Raw genomic sequence first — 20,283 nt, 5'->3', positions numbered from 1 at the left:
GGGCCCAGGACGCTCCCGAGCGCACCCCCCCATCGGCGTCACCCGCATGGCCTTTCCCGTCCCACCTCCCCTGATTGGCCTGGCACATGACCGATACCGCTCCCACGGCCACACCGCCGACCTCCCAAATCACCCTCGCCGACGGCCGGGTGGAGATCGCCCCGGGCGCCCCCGCACCGACCGGTCCCTACGCCAACGAGGACCTGCTGCCGGTTCCCGTCGAGAAGCGCACCTGGACCACGTACAACTTCTCCGCGCTGTGGGTCGGCATGGCCCACAACACGGCCTCCTGGACCCTGGCCTCCGGGCTCATAGCCGTCGGCATGGACTGGAAGCAGGCGGTGCTCACCATCGCCCTGGCCAATGTCATCGTGCTGATACCGATGCTGCTCACCGGGCACGCCGGACCGAAGTACGGCATACCCTTCCCGGTCTTCGCCCGTGCCTCCTTCGGCATCCGCGGGGCCAACCTGCCCGCCGTGGTGCGGGCGTTGGTCGCGTGCGGCTGGTTCGGCATCCAGACCTGGATCGGCGGCGAGGCCATCTACTTCCTGGCCGGCAAGCTCATCGGGAGCGGCTGGACGGACGCCGCGAAGGTCGGCGGTTACGCCTGGACCATGTGGCTGTCGTTCGCGATCTTCTGGGCGCTGCAGGTCGTCATCATCTACCGGGGCATGGAGACGATCCGCCGCTTCGAGAACTGGGCGGCGCCCTTCGTGCTCGTCGGCGCGTTCGTGATGCTGTGGTGGATGAGCGACAAGGCGGGCGGCTTCGGACCGCTGTTCGACCAGCCGTCGAAGCTCGGCTGGGGCCCCGACTTCTGGAAGCTGTTCGCGCCCGCCCTGATGGGCATGATCGGCTTCTGGTCCACGCTGTCGCTGAACATCCCCGACTTCACCCGCTACGGCAAGAGCCAGAAGGCGCAGACCCGGGGCCAGGCGCTCGGTCTGCCGACGACCATGACGCTCTTCGCCTTCCTGTCCGTGATGGTCACCTCGGGTTCGCAGGCCGTCTACGGCGAGGCGATCTGGGACCCGGTACAGCTCGCGGCCAAGACGGACAGCACGGTGGGCCTGCTCTTCGCGCTGGTCACGGTCCTGGTGGCGACACTGTCGGTCAACGTCGCGGCCAACCTGGTCTCACCGGCCTTCGACTTCTCCAACATCGCGCCCCGCAGGATCAGCTTCCGGGCCGGCGCCCTCGCCACCTGCGTCCTCGGTGTGCTGATCTTCCCGTGGAAGCTGTACTCGGACCCGCAGGGCTACATCTTCACCTGGCTCGGCCTGGTCGGCGGGCTGCTCGGCACCGTCGCGGGCATCCTCATCGCCGACTACTGGATCCTGCGCCGCGCCCGGCTGGACCTGGCCGACCTGTACCGCACGGGCGGCCGCTACTGGTACGAGGGCGGCTGGAACTGGCGGGCCGTCGTCGCCTTCGCGGCCGGCGGCATCCTCGCCGTCGGCGGCGCGAGCTTCAAGCCGCTGATCGACGGCCGCCCGATCCCGGCGCTCGCCGACCTCGCCGACTACGGCTGGGCGGTGGGCCTGGGCACGTCGATGCTGCTGTACCTGCTGCTGATGGCGGCGAGAGGCAGGAACCGGACCGTCGTCTGACGCGGGTGGATGCGCTGGAGGGCGATCAGCCCTTGCCGCCCTCGGCCTCCAGCGCGGCCACCGCTTCCTTGGCGGCCTTGATGGCGCCCTTGTTGATCGTGTCCGTACTGGGCGCCTTCTTCGACTCGAAGTCACTGCCGTTGTACGTGATGGTCACCAGCGCGTTGGACGCGCTGACGAACACCTGGCCCTCGCGGGTCTCCTGCTTGTCCTCGGTGGTGAGGTTGACGATGGAGTACGCGGTGTCGCCCAGGCCGGGGACGGCGCCGCCGCCGCTCTTCTCCTCGGTGCGCTTCTTGTAGGCCTTCTGCGCGGCCTCGTCCGACTCCAGCACCTCGTAGGACACGTCGAGCCAGCGGTAGTCGTAGCCCTCGAGCCCGTTCCAGGAGCAGGTGCGGCGCAGCTCCGAGTCCGTGGACGGGATCTCCTTCCCGGCCGTCTTGGCGCCCGGCACCAGCGACTCGACCGTCTTCTTCGCGACGCTCTCGCACGGCGCCGGCGCGGCCGAGTACGCCTTCGACACCGTCTCTGTCGACGGGCCGGACGCGGACTGGGTCTCGGTCTTCTCGTCGGCCGAGGTGTGCTCGGCGGCCTGCGGCGCGGCGAGCGGACCGGACGACAGAGCCCAGCCCATGGTGGCGAGCACGACCACCGGGGACAGGCGTGCGGTCAGGGCCAGGGGCAGAGGTAGGGAACGCACGGCGCCCTTCTGTGGGGGACGGACGGTGCGGAGCGGGCCCGCACGGCGGACGGGACGGACAGTTTCACACGAGTCCCTGTGGCACGGAAGTGCGAACTCGCTCCGTGCTTGCGTGGTGACGGTGCCTCACTGTCCGCCGCCGGGGTTTCGGTTGATTCGGCGTCGAGTGGGTGATTTGCCCAGGCCGGGTGAGCACGTAGGGTGCCGGAGTTTTGGCGGGGCCACGACAGGGGGAGGGGACGGGTGGTACGACCACGAGAGGTGACAGCCCGTATGTTCACGTCCCGCCCGACCCTTCAGGGCACCTTCGGCATGGTGTCCTCCACCCACTGGCTGGCCTCGCAGTCGGCGATGGCCGTTCTGGAGGACGGCGGCAACGCCTACGACGCGGCCGTGGCGGGCGCCTTCGTGCTGCATGTCGTGGAGCCGCACCTCAACGGTCCGGCCGGCGAGGTGCCGATCCTGCTGGCCCCGGCCGGTGGCGAGGTGCGGGTGCTGTGCGGGCAGGGCGTCGCACCGGCCGGGGCGACCGTCGCGCACTACCGGGGCCTCGGCCTGGACCTCGTCCCCGGCACCGGTCCGCTCGCCGCCGCCGTACCGGGCGCGTTCGACGCCTGGATGCTGCTGCTGCGCGACCACGGCACCAAGTCCCTCGGCGACGTCCTGAAGTACGCCATCGGGTACGCCGAGCACGGGCACGCGCCCGTGGAGCGCGTCGGGGAGACCGTCGAGACCGTGCGCGGGCTGTTCGAGACGGAGTGGACGTCGTCGGCCGACGTGTACCTGCCCGGTGGGAAGTCGCCACGTCCCGGCGAGCTCTTCGGCAATCCCGTGCTCGCCGCCACCTGGAAGCGGCTGCTCGGCGAGACCTCCGGGGCCGGCGACCGGGAGGCCCGGATCGAGGCCGCGCGCCAGGTGTGGCGCACCGGATTCATCGCCGAGGCCCTCGTGCGCCAGGCCGCGCGCCCCACCCTGGACACCAGCGGCACCCACCACACCGGCACCCTCACGGCCGCCGACCTCGCCGCCTGGTCCGCGACCTACGAGACGCCGGTGACGTACGACTGGAACGGCTGGACCCTGTGCAAGCCCGGCCCCTGGAGCCAGGGCCCGGTCCTCCTCCAGCAGCTCGCCCTGCTCCCGCCCGAGCTGCCCCGGTACGGCTCGGCCGACTACGTCCACCTCCTGGTGGAGAACTGCAAACTCGCCATGGCCGACCGGGAGGCCTGGTACGGGGACGCCGCCGACGTGCCGCTCGACGACCTGCTGTCCGACGGGTACAACACGGCCCGGCGTGCCCTCGTCGTCGAGCGGTCCGACCACGACCTGCGGCCCGGCAGCCCCGGCGGACGCACCCCGCGGCTGTGCGCGCACGCGCGCGTGGCGGCGGCCGCCCAGGAGGGCTTCGACGCCCTGGGCGTCGGCGAACCGACCGTCGCCAAGAGCCCGGCGTCCCCTGTGCCGGGCGAACCGGAAATCCTCGCCGACGGGACCACCCGGGGCGACACCTGCCACCTCGACGTCGTCGACCGCTGGGGCAACATGGTCTCGGCCACGCCCAGCGGCGGCTGGCTCCAGTCCAACCCCGTCGTGCCCGGACTGGGCTTCCCGCTCGGCACCCGGCTCCAGATGGCCTGGCTCGAGGAGGGCCTGCCCAACTCTCTCACCCCCGGCCGCCGCCCCCGCACCACGCTGACGCCCTCCATCGCCCTGCGCGACGGCGTGCCCGTCATGGCGTTCGGCACCCCGGGCGGGGACCAGCAGGACCAGTGGCAGCTGCACTTCTTCCTCGCCGTCGCACTGCGCGCCCAGGTCCGCGGCGGCCCCGACCTGCAAGGCGCGATCGACGCCCCGAACTGGCACAACGACAGCTTCCCCGGCTCCTTCTACCCGCGCGGCATGCGCCCGGGGAGCGTCACCGTGGAGTCCCGCACCGACCCGGAGGTCGTCGCGGAGCTGCGGCGGCGCGGCCACGAGGTGACCGTCGGCGGCCCCTGGTCGGAGGGCCGGCTGTGCGTGGTCGCGCGGGACCCGGAGACGGGCGTCCTGTCGGCGGCGGCGAACCCGCGGGGCATGCAGGGGTACGCCGTCGGCCGGTGATCCCGCGGGGCCCGCCGCCGTCCGGCCCGCCCCGACACGTCGCTGTTCATCGTGATGCCATCCGGAGTGCACCCGGAGGGTGGGGATTGTCAGTGGCCCGTGTTGTCATGGAGGGGTGATCGACAGCAACGAAACCATCGAAGAGTTTCTCGCACAGCACGCCTCCGACGTCGAGGAGGCGATCCGCAAGGCCGCCGCCACCGAGATCATGCCGCGCTGGCGCCGGCTCGCCGCGCACGAGGTCGACGAGAAGAACGGCCCGCACGACCTGGTGACGGACGCCGACCGCAAGGCCGAGCTGTACCTGACCGGCGTCCTGGTCGACCTGCTGCCCGGCTCGGTCGTGGTCGGCGAGGAGGCGGTGCACGCCAACCCGGCGTCGTACGAGGCGCTGTGCGGCGACGCCCCGGTCTGGATCGTCGACCCGGTCGACGGGACACGGCAGTTCGTGCACGGCGACGCCGGGTTCTGCACCCTGGTCGCGCTGGCGCACGGCGGCACCCTGCTCGCCTCCTGGACCTACGCCCCCGCCCGCGACCAGTTCGCCACCGCCCAGCGCGGCAAGGGCGCCTACCTCGACGGCGAGCGGCTGTTCGCCGGTGTGCCGGAGCCCGGCCGGGACCTCCGCGTGGCCACCTCCCACCCGGACTACACGACGGACGAACAGAAGCACGCCCTGATCGGCCTGCGCACCGAGGGCGTGGCGCCGCGGCCGTGCGGTTCGGCCGGACTGGAGTATCTCGCCATCGCCCGGGGCGAGTCGGACGCGACGGCCTTCTCGTGGGAAGCCGCCTGGGACCACGCCGCCGGGCTGCTCCTGGTCGAGGAGGCGGGCGGCACCCACCTGACCCGCACGGGCGAGCCGTTCCGCATCACCGGCGGCAACGACCTCCCCTTCACCGCGGCCCGCGACGCGGCCACCGCCCGCCACGTGGCGGGACTGCTGTCGGGCGGAGTGTGACAGTCACCGACCGTACACACCTGGTCGCTCGAACGGCGTTCCAGGCGTCCCGCAGGCGTTGTCCGGGCGAGAAACCACCCGCGGCCGGTGACTGTCAGTCCCCGGGCATATCCTGATCCTCAGTGGCCGTCGGCTGACGAAGGGGTCCGAGGTGCGGTCGATGCTCGATGCCGTCGTAGTGGGTGCGGGGCCGAACGGACTGACCGCGGCCGTGGAGCTGGCCCGCCGCGGCTTCTCCGTCGCCGTCTTCGAGGCCCGGGGCACCGTGGGCGGCGGAGCCCGCACCGAGGAGCTCACCCTGCCCGGCTTCCGCCACGATCCGTGCTCCGCGGCGCACCCGCTGGGCATCAACTCACCGGCGTTCCGCGCCCTGCCGCTCGAGAGGTACGGCCTGGAGTGGCTGCACGCCGAGCTGCCCATGGCGCACCCCTTCCCGGACGGCACGGCGGCCGTGCTGTCCCGGTCGGTGGGCGAGACGGCCGCCTCCTTCGGGCCGCGCGACGCCGGGGCGTACCGCAGGCTCGTCGAGCCCTTCCTGCCCAAGTGGGACACCCTGGCCCGGGACTTCATGTCCCTGCCGCTCACCGCGCTGCCCCGCGACCCGGTCACCCTCGCCCGCTTCGGCCTCGTCGGCCTGCCCCCGTCGACCCTGCTGATGCGCCGCTTCCGCGACGAACCGGCCAGGACGCTGTTCGCCGGGCTCGTCGCGCATGTCATGGCACCGCTCGGCGGCTTCGCCACCGGCGCCATCGGCCTGGTCTTCGCCCTCGCGGCGCACGCCCGGGGCTGGCCCGTCGCTCGCGGCGGCTCCCAGAGCCTCTCCGACGCCCTCGCCGCCTACCTGCGGGACCTCGGCGGCAGCGTCCACACCGACTACGAGGTCAAGCGCCTCGACGACCTGCCGCCGGCCCGGGCGTACGTCTTCGACACCTCACCCACCGCCCTGGCCCGCATCGCCGGCTTCGGCGACCACTACGCCAACTACCGTTACGGACCGGGCGTCTTCAAGATCGACTACGCGCTGGACGGGCCCGTGCCGTGGACCGCGAAGGAGGCCCGCCTCGCCGGCACGGTCCAGATCGGCGCGAACAGCGCGGAGATCGGCGCGGCACTGCGCGCGGCGTCCCGGGAGGGCCGGGCCCCCGACAAACCGTTCCTGATCACGGTCCAGCCGAGCGTCGCCGACCCCACCCGGGCCCCGGCGGGCAAGCACGTCTTCTGGGCCTACGGCCACGTCCCGCACGGCTGGACCGGCGACCTCACCGACGCCATCGAGCGCCAACTGGAGCGCTTCGCACCGGGGTTCCGCGACCGTGTCCTGGCCCGGGCCACCGCCGGCCCGCGCGAGCTCGCCGCCCGCAACGCCAACTACGTCGGCGGCGACATCGCCTCCGGCGCCGTCTCCGGACTGCAGATCCTGCTGCGCCCCAAGGTGACCCCGTTCCCGTACCACACCCCCCACCCGGCCGTTTTCATCTGCTCGTCGGCGACGCCGCCGGGCCCCGGGGTGCACGGCATGTCGGGACACAACGCTGCGAAGGCCGTATGGAGGCGACTGAGGCAGTCATGACCACCATCGAACTCGTCCGGGGCGACATCACCCGCGAGAGCGTCGACGCCATCGTCAACGCGGCCAACTCCTCCCTGCTGGGCGGAGGAGGGGTCGACGGCGCTATCCACCGGCGCGGCGGCCCCGCGATCCTCGAGGACTGCCGCAAGCTGCGTGCTTCCCACTTCGGCAAGGGTCTCCCCACCGGCCAGGCCGTGGCCACCACCGCGGGCGACCTGGACGCCCGCTGGGTCATCCACACGGTCGGACCCGTCTTCAGCGCGACCGAGGACCGCTCGGACCTCCTCGCCTCCTGCTACCGCGAGTCCCTCCGCGTCGCCGACGAACTCGGCGCCCGCACCGTCGCCTTCCCGGCGATCTCCACCGGCGTCTACCGCTATCCCATGGAGGACGCCGCCCGCATCGCGGTGGACACGGTGCGCACGGCGCGGACCGACGTCGAGGAGGTCCGGTTCGTCCTCTTCGACGCGTCGGCGTACGAGGTGTTCGCCGCACAGCTCCGCTGAGGCACCCGCGCACTCAGACGGGCTCGGGCTCGAAGTGCCGCATCAGGTCCCGGCCGGGCTGGACGACGCCGTAGCTGCTCTCCGGTACCGCGTTCCAGACTCCGGGAAGATCGCCCAACGGCTCCGACACGACCAGCCGGGTCTCCTCGGAGATGTGCCTCAGGAACGCGAGGTCGGGGTGGAGGGCGCGCACGTCGTCGACCCGGCTGCTGTAGTACAGCGACCGTGAGTTCCCGCCGCTGGAGTACCGGAAGAACCACACCCGTTCACCGTCGGTCACCGCGACCGTCATCTGAAGCGGTTGCGGCACTCCGTGCTCGTGCCCCAGCCGCTCGACGAGCCCCGCCATCCGGGCCACCGCGCCCGGCGGGTCGCCGTCGAGCCCGAACGTGAGGGCCACGTGGAACATCACCTCGGAGTCCGTCGTGCCCTCCAGCGACGGGAAGAGCACCGGGTCCACGGTCAGCATGAGGTCCCGGCGCATGTCGTGGAACCCGGTGATCGCCCCGTTGTGCATCCACAGCCAGCGTCCGTGGCGGAAGGGGTGACAGTTGGTCTGCTGCACGGCCGTCCCGGTGGAGGCGCGCACATGGGCGAAGAACAGCGACGAGCGGACGTGGTCGGCGATCTCCCGCAGATTGCGGTTGCTCCAGGCCGGACCGGTGTCGCGGATGACGGCGGGCGTCCGCAGATGCCACGCGTACCAGCCGATGCCGAAGCCGTCGCCGTTGGTGGTCTCGACACCCATCCGCGCGTGCAGGCTCTGGTCGATCAGCGAGTGCTGCGGCCGGTAGAGGACGTCGTCGAGCAGCACGGGGGTGCCCGAGTAGGCGAGCCAGCGGCACATGGTCGGTACTCCCGTTCCGAGCCGCCCGGACCGTGCCGCACGGCTGCCTCGGTGGTGTGCGTGGCCTCAGCGAACCTCGCTCGCCCCGCGGGCGCATCGCCCGTCGCGGGTGGTTGCGCGGCAGCCGTCGAGGCCGGTCACGGCCCGGCCGCGGGGTGCGCAGGGGGGTGAAGCTTGAGATCCTGGGTGGTACGAGCGCTGCTCGTGATCCGACGGACGGCGAACAGGGTGGGCCCCATGGCCGTGACCGAGGAGACCGGTGCGGAACCGGCGTCCGCGAGCGTCGACCCCACGGGCGACCCGCTGCTGCGCACCCGGTTCGCCCTGCCGAAGCGGCCCGCCACGTTCCTGCGCCGCGACCGCCTGGTCCGGCACCTCGACCAGGCTCTCGGGACACCGCTGACGATGGTCAACGGGGCGGCCGGCGCCGGCAAGACCCTGCTGGTCGCCGACTGGGCCGCCGGCCTCACGGAACCGGTCGCCTGGCTCACGACCGACACCGCCGACCAGGCGCCCGGGATCTTCTGGGCGTATCTGCTGGAGGCGCTGCGCGCCGCGGGCGTGCCGGTGACGGGCGACGTCGGCTGCCCGGCGGAGGCGGCCCACGTGGACCAGCGGACGCTGACCTGCCTGGCCGCCGACCTGGAGCGCCGGGACCACATCACCGTCGTCGTACTCGACGAGTTCGACCGGGTGACCTCCCCCGAGATCGCGGAGCAGTTGCAGTTCGTACTGCACCACGCCGGACGAGGCATGCGCCTGGTCCTGGTCTCCCGCACGGAACCCCTGCTCCCGCTGCACCGCTACCGGGCGTCGGGCGAGATCACGGAGATCCGGAACGCCGAGCTGGCCTTCACCTCCGAGGAGGCCCATGAACTGCTGTCGCGGCACGGACTGCACCTGCGGGCCGACGCCGTCCGGGCCCTCGTGGAGCGGACCCAGGGCTGGGCCGCGGGACTCCGGCTGTGCGCCCTGGCCGCCCGGCAGGGCACGGACCCCGACGCCTATCTGAAGCAGTTCGAAGCCGACCACAGCACGGTGGCCGACTTCCTGCTGGCAGAGGTGCTCGACCGGCAGACACCCGGCACCCAGGACCTGCTGCTGCGCATCAGCGTCCTGGACCGCTGCTGCCCCGACCTGGTGAACGCGCTGACGCTGCGCACCGACGCGGAGCCGATCCTGGCCGCGCTGCAACGCGAGAACGCGTTCGTCCACTACCTCGGACACTCCTGGTACAGCCTGCACCCCCTGTTCGCGGAGATCCTCCGCGCCCACCTGGGGGAGCGCTTCCCCGGCCTGGAGCCGGAGCTGCGCAGCCGGGCCGCGCGGTGGCTGCGGCGTTCCGGAGCCCTGCCGGACGCGCTCGTCCAGGGTGCCGCCGCTGACGACTGGGAGTTCACCGCCCGCGCCGTGGTCGACGATCTCGCCATCGGGCAGCTCTTCACCGGGCTGCGCTCCGAGGAACTGTCCGCCCTGTTCGCACGGATGAGCCCCGAGGCCACCGGACCGGCGCCCGACCTCGTGCGCGCCGCCCGCGAGCTGGGCCTGCGCGATCTCGACCACGGCCTGGCCCATCTGCGCAGGGCCGAGGAGGAACTGGGCCGGGAGGGAGCCGGTGCGGCACCGGTGCGGCTCAGCTGTGCCCTCCTGGAAGCCCTGGCGGCCCGGCTGACCGGCTCCCCGGACCGAGCGGAGCGTGCCGCCGAGCAGGCGACGCTCCTGCGGCGGGAGGTCCCCGGGCAGCTCCTCGACGAGCACCCGGAACTCACCGCCCTCCTCCTCACCCACCTGGGCTCCGCCCGTCTGTGGGCCGGGCGCTTCGACGACGCCCGTGCCGCCCTGTCGGCGGTGGCCGGATCCCCGGACGGAGCGGCCACGGCACTGCCCCGGTGGGAGGCCCTCGGCCACCTGGCACTGATCGACTACCTCAACGGCTGGCTCGGACCGGCCGAGCACAAGGCCCTCGCGGCGGCGGGCCAGGCGGAGCGGTACAGCCTCCCGCAGTGCTCCCGGTCCGGCATCGGCCCGCTGGTCCTGGCCGCCGTCCTCATCGACCGCGACGAACTCGACGAGGCGCAGGCGCTCCTCGACGAAGCGGCCGTCTCCCACCCGCTCGTCGAGGACCCGGTGGTGCAGGCCGGCCGGACGCTCACCCGAGGGCGGCTGTTCCTGGCCCGAGGGGACGCCCGGGCCGCGCTGGCGGCAGCGGCGGACGCGACCGTCCCGGCGGCCGTGAGCTCACCCTGGGCGGAGGACCACGCCGCCCTGCTCGCGTCCGCCGCCCACCTGGCCCAGGGGCATCCCGAGCCGGCCCGGCAGGCCGTGGAGAGGGTTGCGCACCACCGGAGGGCGTGCGCCGTCGAGGCGGCCCGCGTCCGGCTCGCGGCGGGCCACCCCGAAGGTGCGCTCGACCTGCTCGACAGCCTGCCGGAGAACGACCGGTCCGGCCCTGCGGTGACCGTCCGCGCCACGCTGGTACGCGCCCGGGCCGCCCTCGACACCGGGGATCCCGCCACCGCCCGCCGCCTGGTCGCCCGGGCACTCCTGGACGGCCGGCGCGAGCGGCTGCGACGCCCTTTCCTGGAAGCCGGCCCCTGGATCCGGCCGCTGCTGAGCACCGGCCGGCCCCGGGAACTGGCCTCCGGCTGGCTCCTGCCGGGCCCCGGCCGGTACCGCGCTCCCGGCCTCGCCACACCCGACGGGGCCCCGGAGCTCGCCGTCGAGGAGCTGAGCGCCCGTGAGCGTGACGTGGTGCGGCGCGTGGCCCAGATGATGTCGACGGAGGAGATCGCCGCGGACCTCCACGTGTCGGTGAACACCGTGAAGACCCACCTCAAGAGCATCTACCGCAAGCTCGCGGTCACCCGACGCGGCGAGGCGGTCCGCCGGGCGCGCGAACGGCGGCTCCTGTGAGAGGGACCCCGGCGACGACCCGTGGCCCCGCACGGGGTGCCGAGTGGCGGACCCGAGCCGACTACACCGGCGGCGTCTACGGCTCCATGCTCGCCGCCTCCGTGGTGATCGGTGTCGGAACCCTGGGTTCGCTGCCCCGGGTGGAACTGGTGGCGCTGCTGCTGCTGACCGGTGCGGTGTTCTGGCTCGCGCACGTGCACGCGCAGCTGTTCGGGGCACGCCTGGCGCAGGGGGCCGTGGGCCGCCGGGCCGTGCTGCAGGTGTGCCGTGAGGAGTGGCCGATCCTGGAGGCCGCCGTCCCGCCGGCCGCCGTCGTGGCGATCAGCGCGTTGCTGCCCCTGGACATGCCGGGCACCCTGTGGCTGGCGCTGTCCGTGGCGGTGGCGGGGCAGGTCGGCTGGTCGATGGCCGCGGCGGCCCGGGCCGGCGCCTCCCGGAGGCAGATGGCCGTCTCCGCCTCGGTGAACCTGCTGCTCGGTCTGCTGATCATCATCTTCAAGATCGTCCTGAAGGAATGAGGCGCGACGCAGGTTCACCTGCGCCGGGTGAGGGCGGACGGTGCGCCAGGGCGGACCATCGCAAGGGAAGGGCGTGCACGGCCCGCCCCACGCCGTCCCCGCGGGAGAGCAGCTCATGCGCTACGAGATCCGTGTCGACGGACACATGTCGGAGACGCTGGCCAGGGTCTTCCCGGAGCTGGATCACGTGGTGATGTCCGGTCAGACGGTCCTGTTCGGCTCCGTCATCGACGAGGCCCACCTGTACGGACTGCTGACCCGCTTCCAGTCGCTGGGGCTGAGGGTCGTGGAGATGCGCCAGCTTCCGGAGTGAGTGTGCCGTAGTGACCGGGGGTCACAGGACCGCCGTCGCGATCCTGCCGGAGCGGGCGGCCGCGCCCAGCGCCGCGAAGTCGCGCTCGTTCTGATCGGCGTACGACTGGGCGAACGCGGCGAGCACGCGGTCGAACCGGTCGCCGCCGCCCAGGTACGCCGCGATGGCGACGGGATCGCCCGAGCGGGCGTGGGCCCGTGCCAGGCTCGCCCCGCACAGCTGCGCGAACAGGCGGAGCATGGCCGGGTCCATGGTGTCCGCACGCGCGATGCCCTTCCAGTCCCGCAGCTGGCGTACGTAGAAGTCCCGCTCGTGTCCATCGAGGCCCACGGCGTGCGTCCAGCCCAGGAGGATGTCACTGGTCGTCTGGATCAACCGCTGTCCCGCCACCACGCGACGGCCCTGGTTGTCGTAGCTGTCCCCGCCGGTCTGGGCGGCGAGCACCGACGCCTGTGCCTCCTTGGCCTGGAGCAGCAGGGGATCGTCGTCGTCCCGGCCGAGCAGCAGCACGATCCAGCAGCGGGTGCCGACACTGCCGACACCGACCACCTTGCGGGCGATGTCCACCAGGCGGTAGTGGCGCAACAGGTACCGGTGCTCCGACGACAGACTGTCCGCATACCCCTCCAGGACGGCGAGCAGCTCCTTCTCCTGCCCGGGCGAGGAATCGGTCACCAGGTCCCGCAGCGGGGTGATCAGCGGTGGGTCCGGTGTGATCCGCCGCCCCTCGGCCGTGGTCCCGGTGAGCTTCGCGAAGGCCTGGAGGTGGGTGCGGGTGCGGGCCTTCGCCGTGGCCTCGGCGGTGCGGCGCCTGGCCTCCTTGGTCATCGACGCGGCCATCAGCTCCCGCATGCGGTCGGCGTCGTCCTGCGCGTACCAGATGTCCAGTGTGCGCATGCCGGCGAACTCCCGTATCCGCCGCCGGTAGGCGCGTACGCACGTCTCCACCGCGCTGTTCTGCTCCGCGGTGTCGAAGCCGTTGGCCCGGCCCGCGATGGCGAAACTGGCCGCCAGCCGTTTGACGTCCCACTCGAACGGTCCGGCCAGGGTCTCGTCGAAGTCGTTGATGTCGAAGACCAGATGGCGCTCCGGCGAGGCCAGCAGCCGGAAGTTCAGCAGATGAGCGTCCCCGCACAGCTGCACCCACAGCCCGGTGTCCGCGGCGGCGCCGAGATCGGCGGCCATGATCGCCGCGGCGCCCCGGTAGAAGCGGAAGGGGGACTCGAGCATGCGGCCGTAGCGGACCGGCACCAACTCCTGTACCCGGGTGGCCGACTGGCGCTCCACCACCTCGACCGGGTCGGGCCGCTCCGGCCCCACCACGAAGCGGCTGTGGGACGAACGCGGAACCCGCCGCCGCGCGCCCCGGCCCGACTCCGCCCGCTCGGCCGGGGACAGGAACGTCGTCAAGGGGCTCGGTACGGTCATGGCTCAGCCCTCCGGCCGTGAGGAGAAGTCCTCCGACGGCTCGTGGCCCCGCCTGCGCAGCCCGGCCTGGACCGCTCCGGCGAGGATCCGTGCCGCCACGCCCACCAGCAGCAGCCCGCCTGCCATCTGAAGCATCGTCAGCACCCGTCCCGTCTGGGAACGGGCGACGATGTCGCCGTACCCGACGGTGGCGAACGTGGTGAGCGTGAAGTACAGGGAGTCCGTCTTGGTCAGCGGCTCGCTGAAGGAACCCGGGGTGGAGTGCTCCAGCAGGAAGTAGGTGCCCGCGAAGAGCAGGAGGAACAGGACGAGCGTGGCGGCCAGGGCCTCGACGGCCTTCAGCCGGGGGAACGGCGAGTGGGTGATGGCCTGCACCTCCCACCAGAAGACCAGGACGACCACCAGCAGGCCGCAGACCAGCAGCGTCGAAGTGCCGCCCGTACTGCGCCCGTCCAGGGGCAGCACGTAGTAGACGGTGACGAGTCCGGTCGCGATGAGCGCCGCCCGCACCAGGACGGCGACCCTCGCGCGCCGCCTCGGGCCCTCTGGCTGCCGGTGTCGCTCCGGCACCTGCCGGGGCCGGGCGGGCTCGGTCCGGGCGGCCGCTGGATCGTTCATCTCATGTCTCTCGATCCTGTCGGGTGCGCTCTCCACCTCACCGCCACGGCGTCGGGTACGGATCACCCGCCGCGGGTGACCCGGCCGCCGGCGGGGCCGCGCGAGGCCGGCCGCGTCGCCGAGGGTCGCGGACGTGATGAGGAGAGAGCCATGACCATGCCGTCCGGTCAGGCACCGCGCACCGGGGCGGAGCCCGGGCCCGAGGCAACGGCGCCCGATCCCGCGCAGGTGCCGACAGCCCTGGGGCGCTCCTGGACGAGGATCCTCGCCTCGGCCGTCGCGACCCTCGTACCGGGCGTCCTGGTCCTGGTCTGGCCGGAGGCGACCCTGCACGTCGTCGCGGTCCTGGTCGGCCTGTACCTGCTGGCGGCCGGAGCGTTCCGGTTCGTGGAGACCTTCGCCCGGCAGGAACAGAGCCATCGCCTGCCCAGCCTGCTCCTGGCCGTGCTGTGCGTCCTGGCCTGCGCCTGAGGAACCCGCTGCAGACCGTCACCGCGTTGTCACTGATCGTCGGACTGGTCTGGCTGGTGTCCGGCATGCTCACCCTCTACACGGCCCTTGCCGCCCGGGACCTGCCGCACCGCGGGTTCGTCCTCGGCACGGCGGTGCTCGGCATCGTCGCGGGCGTCGTGGTGCTGGCCCTGCCCGCGGAATCGGCCCGTGCGCTGACCCGGCTGCTCGGCCTGTGGCTCGTCCTGCTCGGGCTGGCCGAGGCGGGGCTCGCCTTCGTATGGCGGGCGGCACTCCGCGGCACCGACACGCTCACCCGTCCCGGGTGAGGCAGCTCCGTCCCGGACATGGGCACGCTGAGAACGGCACGGAACGGCTGCCGGGCGTGCGCCCGGAACGGAGGAGTGACATGAGTGCGCAGACCTACCTGGCGTACGACTTTCCGTTGTTGAGCGCCTTCTGGGCGATGCTGTGGTTCTTCCTGTGGATCATGTGGTTCGTGCTGCTCTTCCGGGTCGTCTTCGACATCTTCCGTGACGACGATCTGAGCGGCTGGGCCAAGACCGGCTGGCTGGTGTTCTGCATCGTCCTGCCCTTCCTCGGCGTGTTCGTCTACGTCATCGCGCGCGGCAAGAACATGGGCCGCCGGGAAGTGTCCCAGGCCCGCGCGCAGCAGGAGGCCTACGACAGCTACATACGGGAGACCGCCAAGGGCGGCGAGGGACGGGGGAGCAGCGTCGACGAACTCGCCAGGCTGTCCGAGATCCGCGCCCGCGGCGACATCACGGACGACGAGTTCCGCAGGGCGAAGGAGCTGGTCCTGAGCGGCTCCGGCCCGTCGGAACCCTAGCCCCCGACAGAAACGAGGCAGCAGGATGACCGCCACACACCCTACGCACGCGCACACGGCGAAACGCGAGTGGGCCGTCGGTCTGATGGTCTTCGCGGCCGTCATGCTCATGATCGGTGGGATCCTGGGCATCATGCGCGGCATCGCGGCGATCGCCGAGGACGAGGTGTTCCTCTCCACCCCCAACTACGTCTTCGCGTTCGACCTCACGAGCTGGGGCTGGATCCATCTGGCCCTGGGCGCGGTCGCCGTGCTCGTCAGCATGGGCCTGTTCCAGGCGTCGACGTGGGCACGGGTCGGCGGCGTGGGCATCGCCGGACTCATCATCATCGCCAACTTCCTCTCCCTGCCGGCCTACCCGGTCTGGTCGGTCGTGATGATCGCGATCTCCGGGTTCATCATCTGGGCCCTGTGCACGGTGAAGAAGGACGACGCCTGGGAGCCGTTCGAACAGACTCCGAGCAATCCGTGAGGTCCCCCTTGGCGCTCCGGGCAGGCGGCTGAGCCGGCTCGGAGCGCCAAGGCACGCGCCGGCACGGCCTGGCGCTCCGGGCGGGTGATCGGACCCGCCCGGATGCGTTGGCTTGCGCCGTGCGACCTGTGCGACCCGTGCGATTCGGGTGGGCGGCCGCGCCTCTCCGGGTGCGTCGGCTCGCGCCGTACGGCTTGATGCTCCGGCAGGCGGACGCGCCAGGGCGGGCGGACCCGCTCGGGGGTACCGGCCGCGCCGGGCGCGCTCGGCCGTACCCGTCCGGGCGCGCTCGGCCGTACCCGTCCGGGCACGCCGGCCGTACCCGTCCGGGCACGCCGGCCGTACCCGTCCGGGCACGCCGGACGCGCCCGGGCGGCGCCGCCGTCAGCGTGTCGTCGTACTCACCCCCGTCTCCGCCGCCCGCCGCTGCGACAGTGTGAGGCTCGGCCACGTGGCGATGTCGCGCTGCAACTGGCGGTCGTGCGTGGCCAGGACGACCGCCGCCTCCGTGGAGTGCAGCGCTTCGGTGAGTTCGTCGACCAGGGCGATGGACAGATGGTTGGTGGGCTCGTCCAGGAGCAGGACGTGGGGGCGGGACGCGAGGGCCAGGGCCAGGTCGAGGCGCCGCTGCTGGCCCATCGACAGCTCGGCCACCGGCTTGTCGGTGTCGCGTGAGGTGAGCAGGCCCAGCGATCCGAGCCCCACCACGTCGCCCTCCTTCAGCACGCCCGCCGTGACGAGTTCAGCCGTGTGCGCCTCGTAGAGGTCACGGGCCCGCCGGTGCGTCGCCCGCGGCGACTCCTGCCCGAGCAGATGCAGCCGCACGCCGCGCGCCCGGTGCACCCGGCCCGAGCCGGGGGCCAGGTGCCCGGCCAGGACGGACAGCAGCGTGGACTTGCCCGCCCCGTTCGGGCCGGTGACGGCCAGCCGGCCGCCGGACGTCACCGACAGGCTCGTCGGGTGGTGCAGCCGCCCGCCGACCGTCACCTCCTCCACCCGCAGCAGGACGGCACCCGGCCGCGCGGGCAACTCGGGCAGCGAGAAACGCTGGGGCGGCACCGGCGCGGTGACCTTGTGCCGGTCCAGATCGTCCTGGCGCCGGCGCACGGAACGCACCAGCGCACCGGCCCGGGTGGCGCGCTGATGCTTGCCGGTGCCCTTGTCCGGACGCCAGCCGGTGCTCAGCCGGTTCTGCGCCTCGGACAGGGCCTGCTTCAGACGGACGTGCTCGGTCTGCTGCTGCTCGTACTCCTCCTCCCACCGGACCAGTTCGGCCTCCCGCCCCTCGCGGTAGCCGGTGTAGCCGCCGCCGTACACGCCCGGCCGTCCGTCGCGGGTGGGGTCGAGATCGAGGACCGTGGTGGCCACGTCCGCGAGGAGAGCCCGGTCGTGACTGACCACCACGACGCCGCCGGCATGGGCGCGCAGCCTGGCGGTGAGGTACTCGAGCCCCGCCAGGTCCAGGTGGTTGGTGGGCTCGTCCAGGAGCAGGAAGTCGTACTCGGCACCCAGCAGACAGGCCAGCCGGATCCGGTAGCGCTGGCCGACCGACAGCGTGGCCAGCGGGCGGGCCCGGTCGCTGACCGCACCGAGTCCGTCCAGGGCGATGTCCACCCGCCGGTCGGCGTCCCAGGCGTCCAGCGCCTGCGCCACCTCCAGGGCATGGGCGTAGGCCCCCTCGGCACCGGGACGTTCCGCCGCGAGCGCGTCCGCAGCGGCGTCCAGATCCCGCAGGGCCGCGCGGGCGTCGGCCAGATACGCGTCGATGAAGTCGCCGACCGTGCGCTCGTCCTCGGCCGGCATCTCCTGCTCGGCCAGGGCGAGGGTGCCCACGCGGTGCACGGTCCCCTCGTCCGGGGCCAGGAGCCCGGCCAGGACGTGCAGCAGGGTCGACTTGCCGCGGCCGTTCTCGCCGACGACGCCCCAGCGCGACCTGGGGGAGACCTTCATGTCGACGTCGTGCAGCACGGTGCGGCCACCGCGGTCGACGCGGATCGCGGCGCAGGTCAGCTGGGCCCGGTCGCGGGCAGGCAGAACAAGGGTGGTCACGTTCTCTTCCTCCGTGAGGAGGCACACTTCACCCCCGGTTCGGGCGGGGATGCGAGCGGGCCATCGGATCCGACGGACGGCCGGCCCGGAACAGGGCGGGCCGTGGGCGACATCGCGGCTCTCAGCGCCTCGTGCGAGGGCGGAGCCGGTGGCCCGGATCAGAGGTAGAGAACGTAACTCACATGCACATGCTAACAGTTGAACGCCGCGCGCTCAGGCGCGCGTGCGGACCAGCAGCAACGCGACGTCGTCGTCGGGCTCCGGGCTCAGCGCGCTGAGGAGGCTGTCGCTGGTCCGCTGCAGGCTGGGGCCCGCGTTCCGCAGGAGGTGGGTCAGCGTGCTGAGGCCGGTGTCGATCGGCTCCCCGCGCTTCTCGACCAGCCCGTCCGTGTACAGGGCGAGCAGGGAGCCCGGGGGGAGGCCCACCTCCACGGTGCCGAACTCCACGCCGCCCACCCCGAGCGGTACGCCCCCGGGCACGTCGATGAGCTTCGCGCTGCCGTCCGCCCCGGCGAGCACGGGCGGCAGATGCCCCGCGCTGGACAGGGCGCAGGTGCCGCGCCGCAGGTCGCACACGGCGTACACGCACGTGGCGATCGCGTCGCCGAGCGAGTCGGCGATGTCGTCGAGGTGCCGCAGCAGCTCGGCGGGCGGCAGGTCCAGCCGGGCCAGCGCCCGCGTGGCCGTGCTCAGCTGCCCCATGATCGCCGCGGCCTGGACGCCCTTGCCCATGACGTCCCCCACGACGAGCGCGGTGCGCCCCGGGCCCAGCGGCAGTACGTCGTACCAGTCGCCGCCGACCTCGCTGAGGGCCGGCCGGTAGCGGGCGGCGATGTCGAGCCCCTCCTGCTCGGCGGGCGCGGCGGGGAGCAGGCTGCGCTGGAGGGTCAGGGCGGTGCCGCGCTCACGTCCGTAGAGGCGGGCGTTGTCGATGCAGATGGCGGCGCGCGCGGCGAGTTCAGAAGCGAGCACCCGGTCCCGGTCGTCGAAGGGGCGTTCGTCGACCGTGCGGTACAGGGTGAGCGTGCCGAGTACCTTGCCCCGGGCCACCAGCGGCACCGCCAGGTAGGAGTGCGCACCGGCCTCGTGCAGGGTCTGGGCGGCCCGCGCGTCCCGGGCGATGCGCCGCATCATCTTCGCGTCCACGCGCTCGACCAGCACGGGCCGGGCACTGCGCACGCACTGCGTGATGATCCGTGACGAACCGTAGGTGGCGAGTTCGCCGACCGGGTCGGCGGCGTGGATGGCGTCGGTGGGGTAGCCGGCCGCGACGGCCAGCGCTCTGAACTCGGCGGGCGCGCCGCCCGACACCGGCGCGATGGTGCCGCGGGCCACGACGGACTCCAGCACGTCCACGGCGGCCAGGTCCGCGAGCTGCGACACCACCACGTCGGCCAGTTCCCGGGCGGTCTGCTGGAGGTCCAGCGTGGTGCCGATCCGCACCCCGGCATCGGCGATCACCGACAGGTGCTGGCGGGCCTGGGCGACCTCGGCCGCGGCCTGCTGGCGCTCGGTGACGTCCAGAACGGCCATCGCGAGGCCCAGCACCCGCCCGTCGGTGTCCTCGATGCGGTGGTAGGACTCCGAGTACGCGCGGTCCTGGACGTCCGCCGCCGTACGGCCGATGGTCTGCTGGTCGAGCAGGGGTCTGCCGGTCTCCAGGACGTGCCGCATCCGGGCCTCGATGGCCTCCACGTCCAGGTCCGGCAGCACCTCGCCGACCCGGCGCCCCAGCACGGCCTCCTCTGGCACGCCGTTCATCCGCTCCAGCGCGGGATTGACCCCGACCCAGCGCAGGTCATTGTCGAAGACGGCGATGCCGAGCGGGGTCTGGTTGACGAGGCTGTGCGAGAGGGCGAGGTCCCGCTCCACGTTCCGTACGGTCGTCGCGTCCGTGGCGAGGCCCAGCAGATGGGGCTGCCCCTCGGGGTCGAGGAGACGCATCGTGCGGAACTCCACGGCGCGGTCCGTGCCGTCCTTGTGCCGCAGCGGGAAGACACCGGCCCAGCGGGCCCCCGACCGGACCTGGGCGAACAGCTCTCTGCCCCGGGTCCGGTTCTCGGGCGCCACCAGGAGCGTGTCGGCGCGCTGGCGCAGGGCCTCCGCCGGCGTGTAGCCGAGCAGCTGCTCGATCTCCGGACTCCACAGGGCGATGCGCCCGCCCGCGTCCAGGACAACGGCCGCGACCTTCAGCAGGTCCAGCAACCCTCCGGGCGCGGCCGTGACGGCATCGCGATCCGAGGTCGCATACCCGTTCATGCGAGCCGCTCCTTCCGGCGCGGCAAAAGGTCCGGCCAAGATCCGTTGCGCAGGCTGTCCGATGAGGTCACAGTACGTTCGGAGGAGCGGCAATGTCGCGCCGAAATGACAAAAAA

General features: G+C 72.7%; 16 protein-coding genes and 1 pseudogene. 11 read left to right on the top strand and 6 right to left on the bottom strand.

Translation table 11 applies throughout. The annotated features are described in order from the left end of the window. Nucleotides 1-86: 86 nt before the first annotated feature. Nucleotides 87-1,613 carry an NCS1 family nucleobase:cation symporter-1 gene (locus tag OG542_RS07180; RefSeq protein ID WP_328409203.1) on the top strand — a complete coding sequence of 509 codons (1,527 nt, stop codon included), beginning with the start codon at nucleotides 87-89 and terminating at the stop codon, nucleotides 1,611-1,613. Between the two features lie 25 nt (nucleotides 1,614-1,638). Here the strand turns inward: OG542_RS07180 and OG542_RS07175 are convergent, their stop codons facing one another. Then, a complete protein-coding gene (locus OG542_RS07175; RefSeq protein ID WP_328409201.1) occupies nucleotides 1,639-2,313 on the bottom strand; it encodes a hypothetical protein in 675 nt (224 codons plus the stop codon). Between the two features lie 273 nt (nucleotides 2,314-2,586). On the opposite strand from OG542_RS07175, the gene OG542_RS07170 reads away from it, so the two are divergent. From OG542_RS07170 to OG542_RS07155, 4 genes are all read left to right on the top strand, one after another. Further along, nucleotides 2,587-4,413, top strand: coding sequence for a gamma-glutamyltransferase family protein (locus OG542_RS07170; protein ID WP_328409199.1), 1,827 nt, complete (start codon nucleotides 2,587-2,589; stop codon nucleotides 4,411-4,413). A 115-nt stretch (nucleotides 4,414-4,528) separates the two neighbouring features. Further along, nucleotides 4,529-5,374 (top strand): inositol monophosphatase family protein, encoded by an 846-nt coding sequence (locus OG542_RS07165; RefSeq protein WP_311128576.1) that lies wholly within the window; start codon nucleotides 4,529-4,531, stop codon nucleotides 5,372-5,374. Between the two features lie 160 nt (nucleotides 5,375-5,534). Further along, nucleotides 5,535-6,944: a phytoene desaturase family protein gene (locus OG542_RS07160; RefSeq protein WP_328409197.1), complete on the top strand. Its 1,410-nt coding sequence runs from the start codon at nucleotides 5,535-5,537 to the stop codon at nucleotides 6,942-6,944. After that, nucleotides 6,941-7,450: an O-acetyl-ADP-ribose deacetylase gene (locus OG542_RS07155; RefSeq protein WP_328409195.1), complete on the top strand. Its 510-nt coding sequence runs from the start codon at nucleotides 6,941-6,943 to the stop codon at nucleotides 7,448-7,450. Before OG542_RS07160 ends, OG542_RS07155 begins: the two co-directional genes overlap by 4 nt. Nucleotides 7,451-7,463: 13 nt before the next feature. Here the strand turns inward: OG542_RS07155 and OG542_RS07150 are convergent, their stop codons facing one another. After that, nucleotides 7,464-8,297: a class II glutamine amidotransferase gene (locus OG542_RS07150; protein WP_311128579.1), complete on the bottom strand. Its 834-nt coding sequence runs from the start codon at nucleotides 8,295-8,297 to the stop codon at nucleotides 7,464-7,466. Between the two features lie 237 nt (nucleotides 8,298-8,534). On the opposite strand from OG542_RS07150, the gene OG542_RS07145 reads away from it, so the two are divergent. From OG542_RS07145 to OG542_RS07135, 3 genes are all read left to right on the top strand, one after another. Continuing rightward, nucleotides 8,535-11,210, top strand: a complete 2,676-nt coding sequence (locus OG542_RS07145; RefSeq protein ID WP_328409193.1) for a LuxR C-terminal-related transcriptional regulator — start codon at nucleotides 8,535-8,537, stop codon at nucleotides 11,208-11,210. Continuing rightward, complete coding sequence (locus tag OG542_RS07140) at nucleotides 11,207-11,728, top strand: hypothetical protein (RefSeq protein WP_328409191.1); 522 nt, start codon at nucleotides 11,207-11,209, stop codon at nucleotides 11,726-11,728. Before OG542_RS07145 ends, OG542_RS07140 begins: the two co-directional genes overlap by 4 nt. A 115-nt stretch (nucleotides 11,729-11,843) precedes the next feature. After that, entirely contained in the window at nucleotides 11,844-12,041 is a 198-nt protein-coding gene (locus tag OG542_RS07135; RefSeq protein ID WP_184588589.1) for a hypothetical protein, read from the top strand. Nucleotides 12,042-12,062: 21 nt separating this feature from the next. Here the strand turns inward: OG542_RS07135 and OG542_RS07130 are convergent, their stop codons facing one another. Together OG542_RS07130 and OG542_RS07125 are read right to left on the bottom strand one after the other, a co-directional pair. Further along, a complete protein-coding gene (locus OG542_RS07130) occupies nucleotides 12,063-13,469 on the bottom strand; it encodes a DUF2252 domain-containing protein (protein ID WP_328409189.1) in 1,407 nt (468 codons plus the stop codon). Between the two features lie 3 nt (nucleotides 13,470-13,472). Next, nucleotides 13,473-14,087: a potassium channel family protein gene (locus tag OG542_RS07125; protein ID WP_328409187.1), complete on the bottom strand. Its 615-nt coding sequence runs from the start codon at nucleotides 14,085-14,087 to the stop codon at nucleotides 13,473-13,475. 150 nt (nucleotides 14,088-14,237) lie between these two features. On the opposite strand from OG542_RS07125, the pseudogene OG542_RS07120 reads away from it, so the two are divergent. From OG542_RS07120 to OG542_RS07110, 3 genes and pseudogenes are all read left to right on the top strand, one after another. Then, a pseudogene (locus OG542_RS07120) lies at nucleotides 14,238-14,866 on the top strand (HdeD family acid-resistance protein). 80 nt (nucleotides 14,867-14,946) lie between these two features. Continuing rightward, nucleotides 14,947-15,387: an SHOCT domain-containing protein gene (locus tag OG542_RS07115; protein ID WP_311128585.1), complete on the top strand. Its 441-nt coding sequence runs from the start codon at nucleotides 14,947-14,949 to the stop codon at nucleotides 15,385-15,387. Nucleotides 15,388-15,412: 25 nt separating this feature from the next. Further along, entirely contained in the window at nucleotides 15,413-15,859 is a 447-nt protein-coding gene (locus OG542_RS07110; RefSeq protein ID WP_193476900.1) for a DUF7144 family membrane protein, read from the top strand. Nucleotides 15,860-16,243: 384 nt separating this feature from the next. On the opposite strand, the gene OG542_RS07105 is transcribed toward OG542_RS07110, so the two are convergent. Then, a complete protein-coding gene (locus OG542_RS07105; protein ID WP_328409184.1) occupies nucleotides 16,244-17,908 on the bottom strand; it encodes an ATP-binding cassette domain-containing protein in 1,665 nt (554 codons plus the stop codon). A 213-nt stretch (nucleotides 17,909-18,121) separates the two neighbouring features. Next, nucleotides 18,122-20,167: a SpoIIE family protein phosphatase gene (locus OG542_RS07100; protein ID WP_328409182.1), complete on the bottom strand. Its 2,046-nt coding sequence runs from the start codon at nucleotides 20,165-20,167 to the stop codon at nucleotides 18,122-18,124. Nucleotides 20,168-20,283 lie beyond the last annotated feature (116 nt).

This window comes from Streptomyces violaceus, from assembly GCF_036014075.1.
GTDB classification, from domain to species: Bacteria; Actinomycetota; Actinomycetes; order Streptomycetales; family Streptomycetaceae; genus Streptomyces; species Streptomyces violaceus.
Note: the sequence above shows the minus strand (reverse complement) of the source record. Positions and strands in the feature narration are given on the sequence as shown.